A 10,898-nucleotide genomic window follows, 5' to 3' on the forward strand; every position below is an offset into this window, starting at 1 on the left:
CGCCCGGCCAGATGCAGGGCGATACGCCGCACCAGCCCGGCGTGCTGCGCGACCAGGTCCTGTGAGCCAGCCCGCTCGTAGTGAGCGTAAGACGCCGCGGCATTCATGCCGTCATCGCCATGCCGGACGTCGGTCCGACAAGACGCTCCACGAAGAATTCGATGTGTCCCCGGGCTCCCCGCTGAGGTGCGATGTCCAGCAGTTTCGACGCAATTCCGCGGAAGGCCTGGGAGGACGGCGCACCGGGATAGGCGGTCACGACCGGTCGCTGCTGCCGCGCGGCGCGGACGATCTTGTCGTCGTCGGGGATGTGGCCCAGGTAGTTCAGCGTGACGTCGAGAAAGCGATCCGCCACACGGCACAAGTTGTCGTATACCTCGCGCCCCTCCCCGGCGGATCGCACGCGGTTGGTGATGAGTTGCATGCGCGGAATCCCGCAATCACGCGACAACACCTTGATCAGCGCGTAGGCATCGGTGAGCGACGCCGGGTCGTTGCAGACCACGACCAGCACCTCCTGCGAGGCCTGGCAAAAGGTCTGGACGCTGTTGGACAGGCCCGCCGCGGTGTCGACGAGCATCACGTCGATGGGATCGTGCAAACCGCTGAAGGCGCCGATGAGCCCGACATGTTCGCTGCGGGTCAGCTCGGCCATGCGCCGGCGCCCCGACGAGGCCGGCACGATACGAAGACCGCCCGGCCCTTCGATGATGGTGTCGGCCAGCGAGCACTTGCCCTCCAGCACATGCGAAAGGTTGGCGGCCGGCTGCAATCCGAGCAGCACGTCCACGTTGGCGAGGCCAAGATCGGCATCCAGCAGCATGGTCTTTCGCGATGCCTCAAGCATCGCCATGCCCAGGTTCACCGCGATGGTGCTCTTGCCAACACCGCCCTTGCCGCTGGCCACCGCGAACACACGGGGACCGTTGGCGGCGGGTTTGTGGGCCAGCCCCGCGGCCTGCGTGCGTTGCGCAGCGTTGGAAGAATCAAGCAACGGCATTTGCGGCCTCCCTCTCATAGTCTGTGCGTGACGGTTCCCCGGCGCGCGTTGTTGTTGTGCTGTGCTGACGCGCCGCAACCACGGCACGCTTGATCAGGGTTTCCGGGCGCTCGCGATGGAGGTCTTCCGGGACGGCCTGGCCGTCGGCGACGTACGCCACCGGGAGCCGGGCTCGGATGGTTGCCGAGAGCACCGCGCCATGGCGCGAGGACTCGTCCAGCTTGGTGATGACGCAGCCCGCGGGTCTGGCCGGGCGGAACGCGTGAATCGCCCGCGCCTGATCTTCCGGTTGCGTGGTCGCGGCCAGCACCAGCAGGGTGCGCACCGGCGAGCCGTCCAGCCCGAACTGCCGCAGCCGCACGGCAAGCTGCTGATCGGCCGGACTCATGCCCGCGGTGTCGATCAGGATCATTCGCTTGCCGGCCAGCCGGGCGAGCACCTGCGCCACGCCGTCCACGCCGGACGCCGTGAGCACGGGCACCCCCAACAGCCGGCCGTAGGTCGCGAGCTGCTCCTGCGCGCCAATGCGAAAATCATCGGTGCTGACCAGCGCCAGCCCGTCCGTGCCGTAGCGGGAGACATAACGAGCCGCGAGCTTGGCCAGCGTCGTCGTCTTGCCCACGCCCGTGGGACCGACCAGCGCGATCGCACCGGGCGTGTCCAGCAGATCAGCCGGCTGCGCGGGCATCTGCGTGACGATGGCCCGCAGTGCGGCGTAAGTGGCGGTGGGTCGCACGGCATCGGCCGGCAGCGTGCGAACCGCCGCGGCCGTCAGCGTGTGTTCAAAACCCATGCGTTCGAGCTGCTGGGCCACATGAGCGTGTTCGAGATTGCGAAATTCCCAGGCGCCGCGGGCGATCTGCCCCATCTCGCTCTGAATGGTGTGGCGCAGCTCGCCGAGTTCGCGCTCCAGTCGTTCGATGTGCGGGTCCTGCGCCCAGACGATCTTTTGTTGCGTCTCGGTGCGGGGCGCCACCTGCGCGGTGGCCTGCGCCAGCTCCGCCGCAAACGGATTCTCGTCGGGGCGACGTGCGCCGCCATCCAGCGAATGCGGAGCCGAGGCCGGCTCCGCCGCGGCCTGCGCGGCGCCCGCCATCGGGGCCACCGGCTCATTGGCCGGGCCGGATGACTCCGGCGGCGAATCGGTCGATTCGTTACGACGAACCGCCTGCTGAACCAGCGCGGCGTCGTAATCCAATGCGGCCACGACCTCGATCTGATCGCCGATGCGACGGCTGGACAGAATCACCGCGTCCGGCCCCTGCTCCTCCCGGACCATCCGGAACGCGGCGCGCATGTCACGTGCGAGAAATCGTTTGATCTTCATCTCAGGCTCCTACGGCGCCGACCAGCTTCAACTGCTTGCCCTGCGGCACCTCGTTGTAGGCCAGCACATGCAGACCGGGTGCGGCATAGCGCAGAAACCGCGCGAGCGATGCCCGAATCATCTGCGGCACCAGCAGCACGGGGGTCTGACCCTGGCCCTGCTGGCGTTCCACCCATTCGGCGATTGACTGGTGCATGCGTTCGGCGAGTCCCGGTTCGATGGCAGTGGCGTCTTGCTGCATGGACTCCTGCAGGAGCTGTTCCAGCGGCTGCGCCAGCGTCAGAACCGGCAACTCGGGTTCCAAGCCATTGATTTCCTGAACAATCTGATTCCCGAGGGCGACGCGAACCTGAGCGGTGAGAACGTCGGGATCCTGACTCTGCCGGGCATGCTCCGCCAGAGATTCGGCGATCTGCTTGAACGCGCGGATGGAGATGTCCTCCTCCAGCAGGTTCTGCAACACGCGCACGACAATGGTCAGCGGCAGCAGCTTGGGCACCAGATCCTCGACCAGCTTCGGCGAGCTTTTCGCCAGGTTCTCGAGCAGGTTCTGCACGTCGTCGTGACCCAGCAGCTCGTGGGCGTGGGTGTGGACGACATGACCGATATGCGTGGCGACCACGGTGCCGGGATCGACCACGGTCCAGCCCTTGGACAGCGCCTCGGTCCGCAGACCCTGCTCGATCCACACGGCTTCCATGCCGAAGGCCGGGTCCTTGCCCTTGATGCCCTCGACCTGCCCGAAGACCTGACCCGGGTTGAGCGCCATGAGCCGGTCGGCGTGGATGACCTCCTCGGACACCGGCACGCCATTGACGCATAGCCGGTAGCCATTGGGCGGCAGCTCCAGGTTGTCGCGAATGTGCACGGCCGGCACCAGAAAGCCGAGCTCATGCGTGGACTTCTTGCGCACGCCACGAATCCGGCGGACCAGCTCCCCGCCCTGACGGATATCGACCAGCGGAATCAGCCGGTAGCCCACTTCCAGGCTCAGCGCGTCGGTGGGGCGCACATCCTCCCAGCTCACGTCGCTGTCATCGGCGGCCGGATCGGCCTCGATCGGCTCAGGCGGCGCCTCGGCGGCTGCCTGACTGCGCCGGTGCATCCACCAGGCAAGACCGCTGGCGGCGCCGCCCAGCGTCAGGAACACCAGATTCGGCATGCCGGGGATCAACCCGCAGATGACCAGGATCACGGCGGTCACGATCAGCGTCTGCGGCTTGGCGAACACCTGTGCGCTGACCTGGTTGCCCATGGATTCGGCGCGGGACATGCGCGTCACCAGCATCGCGACCGCGGTGGCGAGCAGCAGGCTCGGCAGCTGCGCCACCAGCCCGTCACCAATGGTCAGCAGCGTGTAGTTCTGCATCGCGGTGCCAACGTCCAGCCCGTGCTGCAACATGCCGATGCCCAACCCGCCGACCAGATTGATCAGCAGGATCAGCACACCGGCCAGCGCGTCGCCGCGCACGAACTTGCTGGCGCCGTCCATGGAGCCGTAGAAGTCGGCCTCCTCGCGGACCTCCTCGCGTCGGGCGATCGCCTCGTCACGCGACAGCAAACCGGCATTGAGATCGGCATCGATCGCCATCTGCTTGCCGGGCATGGAATCCAGGGTGAACCGGGCGCTGACCTCGGAAATGCGTTCCGCGCCCTTGGTGACGACCACGAAGTTGATGATCGTCAGAATGATGAACACGACGATGCCGACCGCGTAATTGCCGCCGATCACGAAGTTGCCGAAAGCCTCGATCACGTTGCCGGCCGCCCCCGGCCCCTCGTGCCCGTTGAGCAGCACGACGCGGGTACTGGCCACATTCAGCGCCAGCCGCAGCAGGGTCACGACCAGCAGAATCGACGGGAACACACTGAAATCCAGCGGTCGCATCACGTAGATGACCGCCAGCAGAATGCAGATCGACAGCGCGATGTTGAACGTGAACAGCCCGTCCAGTGCCAGCGGCGCCAGCGGCACCACCATCATCGCCAGCATCACCATCACCAGCAGCGGCACGGCCAGGCCGTTCTTCACCGCGTGCAGCAACGGCGCGACCGAGGCGGGAATCGGCAACGACTTCAACGATTCAGCCATGGCTTAAGTCCTTCACTCCCAAGTCCGGTAGTTCCGGCATCGGCCCTGAGTGCCAGGCCTCAAGCTGACGGATGTAGGTCAGCACCTGGGCCACGGCGCGGTAGAGCGTGCTCGGGATCTCGCACTCGAGATCAACCGTGCGATACAAGACGCGGGCCAGAGGTGGCGCCTCGACAATCGGCACGCGGTGCTCCTTGCCCAGCGTGCGGATCACTGCGGCGATGTGGTCGACGCCCTTCGCGACCACGCGCGGTGCTCGGTCCTTGCCGGTGTCGTACTTCAGCGCCACGGCAAAATGCGTCGGGTTGGTCACAATCACGTCGGCATCCGGCACCGCCTCCATCATCCGGCCCCTCGCCGCGGCCTGTTGCAGCTCGCGGATACGCCCCTTCACCTCCGGGCGGCCCTCCATCTCCTTCAGCTCGTCGCGAACTTCCTGCTTGGTCATCCGCAACTGCTTGGCGTGGTTGAAGACCTGGAACGGCGCATCCACCGCCGCGATCAGGAACAGGCCAATACAGAGCGGCACCAGCACGAACGCCGCCGACGCCAACCCGCCGGACATCGCCTGATTGACGGGTTGCACGGCCAGCGCCAATAAATCGTCGGTTTGCGTCATGAGATAAAGCACCGCGATGCCGCCAAGCAGCGCGGTCTTCGCCACACCCTTGCCCAGCTCCATCAGCGCATTCAGCGAGAACATGCGCCCGATGCCCTTGATCGGATTGAGCCGCGAGGTATCCGGAATCAGCGCCTGCCCGCTCAGCGACCAGCCACCCAGCAACAGCGGGCCCGCCACGGCAGCAACAACGCAAATCGCCAGAAACGGCGCGATGATCCAGTGCGCCGCCACCCAGGCATCGGCCAGCGCATCGAACAGCGAGCGATTCCTCAGCGTCGCCGCATCAATGCTCAGCAACCCCTGCATCCACGCCGCGAAACGACCGGCAATCCAGCTCCCCAGCATCAGCACGGCAACGCCCGCGGCGCCCACCAGCACCAGCGTCGTCAGCTCCTTGGAACGGGCAATCTGCCCCTTCTTGCGGGCATCCTTCAACCGCTTGGGGGTGGCCTTCTCGGTCTTGTCCTGGGCGCTGCTGTTCTCCGCCATCGGGCTCCGCCTGCAACGTGACTGGTCTGCGCAAAGCGCTTTCGCGAACACTGTTGCAAGCGACGGGCCTGGGAAATACGCCTTTAAAAACCACCACGTGACGAGAAATTGACACCCAGCAAAGGGCCAGTGTTTCGACGGCGCGTCAGCATCCCGACCGGGGTTAGCCCAACGCGGACGATCAGGCAGGTGACGTGACCGTGGGGAAATGATCCGCTTGGGGCAACGAAGCAACGCCGCATTTGCACACTACCCACACCATGCATGGGCATGATGGTCTTTATGCATCAGCCACTTACCGCGACATCTGGTAAATTCGGCCGAGTGATAAGCGCTGATTAGGCGGACAATGTCCGCAATTTCCCGCTGGCGAGTCGGCCTTTGAGTGGGGAACGATCGTTAATTCAAAGGGTTACGAAGGAAATATGCGCGTTATACGGATTTCCGGGTGTGGATTAGGTGGAGTCTGTCCATCCAACAAGCGTTGTGCGCCAAAGTAATTTATATGGAAATTCGTAGAGATTTCGCTGAAGTTGAACCCCAGCTGCACCGCTTGCTGGAATTTTCCAAGGCGTTTCGGCAGTTCAACGTTCAAGACTGGTCTCACCTTGCCAATCGTGAAGATTTTGACCGAATTTATACGCTTGGCTGGGAGGACAAGAAACCGCTAGAAAACCTTTACGCTACAGGACGCGATTGCGCATCCGCCCTATCAGAGTTCTTGTCATCGTTTAACCACCCAGACTTGCACCCTACGTTGTCTCACTTCATTCACTCCCTTGATGGAGGCTGGATCTACCAGCAGCCCCAATTGGAGAAAATTGTTCAAGAGGCTGAGAATAAGTCCAAAGAACTTGATCGCACTCCATGGGCAATTGAACAAATGATCGTGTTGTTTCGGCGGCAACTCGAAATCATCGAGGCTGCGAGGAACACGATAGAAATACTAAAAGGCTCCGATCTGTATGCATCCGAAAATGGGGTCCAAGAAACCCAAGCAGTGATGCCAGCCGGTGGCGCCTATTCCAAAATAAATCGTTTTTACTCGGAGCACCCGGTGCTATTTTGGGTTATAGGCTTGGGAATTTCCGCATTGCTAGGCTTACTTGCGCTGTGAACGTAAAGGCGCACAACAAATCGTTTGAGAGGGACGTTTGTTCCGTTGCGCGCTTCGCGCTCCACTCCACAAACGCCCCTCAACTCAGGCGTTATAACTCATAGGAAATCTTGGTGGCATTCCCAGAGATTGAAACGAGCCACATCATTGCATTCAGTGCAGGAGTTGGATTCCTCGGATTGCTTTTCGCAGTTCGAAATCGCTTGGCCGACACCAAAACTAAGATCGTTCTGGAGCACGGCTACGCTCACGAACTCATCAGTGAGGGAAACAAGTTCCTTAAGGGAACAAAGCCAATCTTGTACCTGAAAATCAAGAACAAGGGCGCCACGCAGCGGTTCATCGAGAAGCCTGGAATCTGGTTGTCGCGAAAGGTTGAAGGATGTCGCGAGTTTTTCCCGGCCAAGATAGATGACCCAAACAAGTTCCCAATCAAACTTGAGTCAGGTGCCGTATTCAAGTATGAGCTCAATTTGAATGATTTTGAACTCCAAGTCGGCAATCACTTAAATGACTGTGATCGGATGCGGTTTGTTGTTTCGGATACGCTTGAGGCTAAGTATCGCTCCAAGAAGTTTAGAATCAAGGAAGTGCGAGCACAGATCGAGGTTGCCAGAAAAGCGGATGAGCGGCATGAGCAATGAGTTATAACAAGTGCGTGGAGAGGGACTTTTTTTTCGCTACGCCCTTCGGGCTTCACTCCAAAAACGCCCCTCACGCACGGCGTTAGGCCCTTTCATGAACTTGCGAACGTTTCAGGCAACAGTGGCAGCGGGTTTCATTGCGTGCCTAGTCTGGTGGCTACTGCCATATGTTGGCTGGACGGTTAATCCACTCACAGCCGAAGCGCTTCAATTTGCTGGCGCAGGTGCAATAGACGGTGCTCTACACCCAGCTTGGTTTATTGCGTTTCTTATTGCCCGCATCATTGCCACAATTGGCATGCTGCTCTTCTTCAAGTGGGGGCGGCTGCTCTTTGCAGTTTGGTTATTGGCAGGCTTTCCTCTTGGCTTGGTTTCTGGCGTCTACGTTTCTCCCGCCATCGACTCAACAATCGGCTACCTCACTTCATTACTGGATGGCGTGGTGCTAGCGTTAGCCTACTTCTCACCTGTTTCGGTCCTATTTCGCAGTGATCAACCACGGGCCTAACAAGTTGGTCGGTCGGGGCACGGTCATTCTCGCCCTACTCGGTGCGCTGGGCCTGCTCTCGGCATGAGACCTTCGTTACCCGCTTCAGGTGCTGCCCGTTCTGCTGTTTGAGTTGCTCTGGAAGGTCATCTGGCTAGTGGCGTCTGCACCTCATGCCGATTGACTGGGCGACCTACCACACCTCCTTGGCTGCTTCTGATCTTGTGATCTGCGAGGCACTGGCCAGCGTGATCAATACCGAGCTGCCTGAGGCAGAACACAAAATCTGGCACGCTCACCCTGTCTGGTTTCTGAAGGGCAACCCCGTGGTCGGGTACAGCACGCTCAAGCACTGCGTACGACTGCTGTTCTGGAGCGGTCAGTCGTTCACAACACCGGGTTTGGTGCCGGAGGGCAAGTTCAAAGCCGCAGAGGTCCGCTACACCGAACAGGCACAGATTGATGTGGCCCTGATTGCAGCGTGGCTTCGAGAAGCCAGGACAATTCAGTGGGACTACAAAAACCTGGTCCGACGCAAAGGCAAGCTGGAACGCTTGGTGTAACCCATGTGCGAATCATGACGTTTCACCCCGCTGTCGCGGGCGCCCTGTTCGGCGCACTGTGGATTGTGCTGCCCGGCGCGCTGCTCGTCTGGGGGCTGTCAGCCGACGATGCGGAGCAGTTACTGGGCGTTGACCTATTCACCTTGATGGCCGCTCAGGCGGTTGTGGCTGTGGCGCTGGGTGCGTCCTTCTGGGTCGGTGCGCGTCAGGCCGCCAAGCAGCATTCGCTCAAAACGCTCGGTATGGCTTGGGTGGTGAGTTGGGCCGTGTTCAGGGCCACCAACATGGTCACCAACTGGCTGGGTGGCAGCCTCGCCATCCTGAGTCTGATGGTGTTGGTCGATATCGCGGCTTCTGGTGTCTTTGGTTGGCGTTTTGCGGCCTTCAACCACGTCAGCGAGAGTGATCGCGTTCGGCAGCGGCTCACCCTGCGCTTTTCCAGAGAGCGGACGAGTGAGGCCACCCACTTCCGTTCCAGCCTGATTCATCACCTGCCCAAACGCTGCACCGTGGGTCGCATTCGCAGCCAGCCCGGCGAATCTGACGCATGGTTTGAAATCACCTTTCCCTCATCGCAGGTGGAGGCGGTGAACGCGCGGGTGCAAGAGGCTGGCGACCTGCTGCAATCCACCGATTCGGTGTTGGCGCCGGATTCCAAAGCCGACCCTGGCCTGCGATAGCACCCAGCCTGCCACCGCGTTGATTGAGCGACGCGCGGTAAACTCAAGCCTCGCATTCAACACGGCGATCCACACGGCACGTGAGCGTTTGATGTTGCCGGCGACGATCCGCCCGACCGCAGAGCCTTTCCATGCACAGCGATAACCTCACCCACTGGCATCACGACCACGCGTTTGACCAGGACCGACGCCGGCCTGGAGAAACCCGCACGCTGATCGTCATTGCCATCACCGCGACGATGATGGTGGTGGAGATTGCCGCGGGGGTTCAGTTCGGCTCGATGGCGCTGCTGGCGGACGGACTGCACATGGCGTCCCACACCGCCGCACTCGGCATCGCCGCGTTCGCGTACGTCTATGCCCGCCGTCACGCGAGAAACCGGACGTTCAGCTTCGGCACAGGCAAGGTCAACGCGCTGGGCGGGTTTACCGGCGCGGTGCTGCTGGCCGTGTTCGCGCTGTACATGGGCGTGGAGAGCGTCACCCGCCTGGTCAACCCGGTAGAGATCGCGTTCAACCAGGCGATCGCAGTATCGGTGCTGGGGCTGATCGTCAACGGCGCCAGTGTGTTCATTCTGGGCGGCGATGATCACGGGCATCACCATCATCATGCGCACGGACATTCCAGCCACGACCACGACCACGACCACGACCACGACCACGACCACGACCACGGGCACGGGCACGGGCACCATCACGATCACAACCTGAAATCGGCTTATCTGCATGTGATGGCGGATGCGCTGACCTCGCTGCTGGCGATTGTCGCGTTGCTCTCGGCCAAGTACTTCGGCTGGATCTGGATGGATCCCGTCATGGGTGTGGTCGGCGCGATTCTCGTTGCCCGCTGGTCCTATGGCTTGCTGGGCGCGACGGCATCCGTGCTGCTGGACCGTCAGGGCCCCGAGGCGCTGCAAAAGGCGGTGAAGAATGCGATCGAACAGGACGGTGACAGCCGGGTGACGGACCTGCATGTGTGGTCCATCGGTCCTGAGATCTATTCGGCACAGGTGGCACTGGTGGCGCACAACCCGGCGACCCCCGACGACTACAAACGTCGTATCCCGGCGTCCACGGGTCTGGTCCATGTTGCCGTCGAGGTCCATCTCTGCACACATCAGGAACAAGCCGCGTAGACCGCGAGATACCCTGCTCTGGCCCACGACCTATCACCAGGGCCGGTTGCTTGATCACGTGCACCTGCACGTGACCAATCTCGACCGCAGCAGGATGTTCTATTGACGGACCTGAAGATCAATCCCGGCAAGGTGGTCAAACACGTTGCCAAGGTGCACCGCCCGACACTGCTGACCAGCCGCGGACGCGGAGTGGCCGTCGTTCAATCAATCGACGACTACGAAACCGCGGAGGAAGAGCGGGCTTTCATGCGATCTGTCGTGGCTGGCTTGAATGATCTTGAGTCCGGACAGGAACTCTCGCTGGAGGACGCGAAAGCGCGATTGGGACTGTAGGTCGGTGGCGAAACCCACCCTCACCTTCTCCGAATCCGCGGTTCGGGATCTTGAACAAATGTCTGATTGCTCAGGGCGAATCATCCTGGAGCCAGGAGTGGAATCGGGGGCTGCAGCCCGCCTCCCTGGGATGCTCACCCGGCCCCGTAAATCGCCGCGATCGACGCCATGGCCTGATCCAGCCAGTGATCCAGTACTTGTTGCAGGGCCGGCAGCGCGGTGTACATCGCCAGCAGACCGAAGATCAGCGCCGCGGGCAAACCGACGGACAACACGTTGAGCGCCGGCGCCGAGCGGCTCATCACGCCGAAGGCGAAGTTGACCAGCAGCAGCGCGCACATGGCGGGCAGCGCCACCTGCAGGGCACCGACGAACATGGCCGTGCCCCACTGGGCGATGGCGAGA

General features: G+C 61.9%; 12 protein-coding genes. 7 read left to right on the forward strand and 5 right to left on the reverse strand.

Annotated features, from left to right (window positions below; all coding sequences use genetic code 11):
• Positions 1-103: 103 nt before the first annotated feature.
• From ABNS06_RS17650 to flhB, 4 genes are read right to left on the reverse strand one after another with little or no spacing between them, the layout of a single operon-like run.
• Positions 104-1,000 (reverse strand): MinD/ParA family protein, encoded by an 897-nt coding sequence (locus ABNS06_RS17650; RefSeq protein WP_348675920.1) that lies wholly within the window; start codon positions 998-1,000, stop codon positions 104-106.
• On the reverse strand, positions 987-2,327 hold the full coding sequence (gene flhF, locus ABNS06_RS17655) for a flagellar biosynthesis protein FlhF (protein ID WP_348675921.1): 1,341 nt from the start codon (positions 2,325-2,327) through the stop codon (positions 987-989). Before flhF ends, ABNS06_RS17650 begins: the two co-directional genes overlap by 14 nt.
• A 1-nt stretch (position 2,328) precedes the next feature.
• The gene (gene flhA, locus ABNS06_RS17660; protein WP_348675922.1) at positions 2,329-4,419 is read right to left on the reverse strand and encodes a flagellar biosynthesis protein FlhA; all 2,091 of its coding nucleotides are present in this window, start codon (positions 4,417-4,419) and stop codon (positions 2,329-2,331) included.
• Positions 4,412-5,530 carry a flagellar biosynthesis protein FlhB gene (gene flhB, locus ABNS06_RS17665; protein WP_348675923.1) on the reverse strand — a complete coding sequence of 373 codons (1,119 nt, stop codon included), beginning with the start codon at positions 5,528-5,530 and terminating at the stop codon, positions 4,412-4,414. The genes flhA and flhB overlap by 8 nt, the downstream gene beginning before the upstream one ends.
• 505 nt (positions 5,531-6,035) lie before the next feature.
• On the opposite strand from flhB, the gene ABNS06_RS17670 reads away from it, so the two are divergent.
• The 7 genes from ABNS06_RS17670 (at position 6,036) to ABNS06_RS17700 (ending at position 10,493) form a co-directional block, all read left to right on the forward strand.
• Positions 6,036-6,647 carry a hypothetical protein gene (locus ABNS06_RS17670; protein ID WP_348675924.1) on the forward strand — a complete coding sequence of 204 codons (612 nt, stop codon included), beginning with the start codon at positions 6,036-6,038 and terminating at the stop codon, positions 6,645-6,647.
• Between the two features lie 113 nt (positions 6,648-6,760).
• Positions 6,761-7,291, forward strand: coding sequence for a hypothetical protein (locus tag ABNS06_RS17675; RefSeq protein WP_348675925.1), 531 nt, complete (start codon positions 6,761-6,763; stop codon positions 7,289-7,291).
• A 94-nt stretch (positions 7,292-7,385) separates the two neighbouring features.
• Complete coding sequence (locus tag ABNS06_RS17680) at positions 7,386-7,799, forward strand: hypothetical protein (protein WP_348675926.1); 414 nt, start codon at positions 7,386-7,388, stop codon at positions 7,797-7,799.
• Between the two features lie 152 nt (positions 7,800-7,951).
• A complete protein-coding gene (locus ABNS06_RS17685) occupies positions 7,952-8,341 on the forward strand; it encodes a DUF1801 domain-containing protein (RefSeq protein ID WP_348675927.1) in 390 nt (129 codons plus the stop codon).
• Between the two features lie 14 nt (positions 8,342-8,355).
• Positions 8,356-9,021, forward strand: coding sequence for a hypothetical protein (locus tag ABNS06_RS17690; protein ID WP_348675928.1), 666 nt, complete (start codon positions 8,356-8,358; stop codon positions 9,019-9,021).
• Positions 9,022-9,152: 131 nt separating this feature from the next.
• Positions 9,153-10,157, forward strand: a complete 1,005-nt coding sequence (gene dmeF, locus ABNS06_RS17695; RefSeq protein ID WP_348675929.1) for a CDF family Co(II)/Ni(II) efflux transporter DmeF — start codon at positions 9,153-9,155, stop codon at positions 10,155-10,157.
• Between the two features lie 102 nt (positions 10,158-10,259).
• Positions 10,260-10,493: a type II toxin-antitoxin system Phd/YefM family antitoxin gene (locus ABNS06_RS17700; protein ID WP_348675930.1), complete on the forward strand. Its 234-nt coding sequence runs from the start codon at positions 10,260-10,262 to the stop codon at positions 10,491-10,493.
• Positions 10,494-10,627: 134 nt separating this feature from the next.
• On the opposite strand, the gene ABNS06_RS17705 is transcribed toward ABNS06_RS17700, so the two are convergent.
• A partial coding sequence (locus ABNS06_RS17705) for a flagellar biosynthetic protein FliR (protein WP_348675931.1) occupies positions 10,628-10,898 on the reverse strand: 271 nt, incomplete at its 5' end.

It is taken from the genome of uncultured Abyssibacter sp. (assembly GCF_964000955.1).
In the GTDB taxonomy this organism is placed as follows: domain Bacteria; phylum Pseudomonadota; class Gammaproteobacteria; order Nevskiales; family OUC007; genus Abyssibacter.